Source organism: Microtetraspora sp. AC03309 (assembly GCF_020826795.1).
Lineage (GTDB): Bacteria > Actinomycetota > Actinomycetes > Streptosporangiales > Streptosporangiaceae > Microtetraspora > Microtetraspora glauca.
Genome location: NZ_JADDIL010000663.1, coordinates 1 through 374 on the forward strand (window position 1 = coordinate 1; position 374 = coordinate 374).

A 374-nucleotide genomic window follows, 5' to 3' on the forward strand; every position below is an offset into this window, starting at 1 on the left:
GACGAGCGCGACGCGACGTACCCCAAGATCGTCGAGCGGGCGCCGGTTTTCGCCGAGTACCAGGCCAAGACCACCCGGGCGATTCCGCTGTTCGAACTCCAGCGGGTGTAGCGCCGAACCTGAGCCTGTGTGCGGACTTTCGCCGGAAAGTCGCACACAAGCTCAGATTCGAGCGGTCGACTACAGCCGTTCGATGATGGTGGCGTTGGCCATGCCGCCGCCTTCGCACATGGTTTGTAGCCCGTAACGTGCTCCACTGCGTTCAAGGTTGTTGACCATGGTGGTGAGCAGGCGTGTTCCCGATGCCCCCAGGGCATGCCCGAGCGCGATGGCGCCACCTCGCGGATTGAGCTTGGCCGGATCGGCGTTTAGAG

The 374-nt window shown here is 63.6% G+C and carries 1 pseudogene; it reads right to left on the reverse strand.

Annotated elements, in window-relative coordinates:
* Window positions 1-180: 180 nt before the first annotated feature.
* Window positions 181-374: pseudogene (locus IMZ11_RS44845) on the reverse strand (acetyl-CoA C-acetyltransferase); the annotation flags it as partial.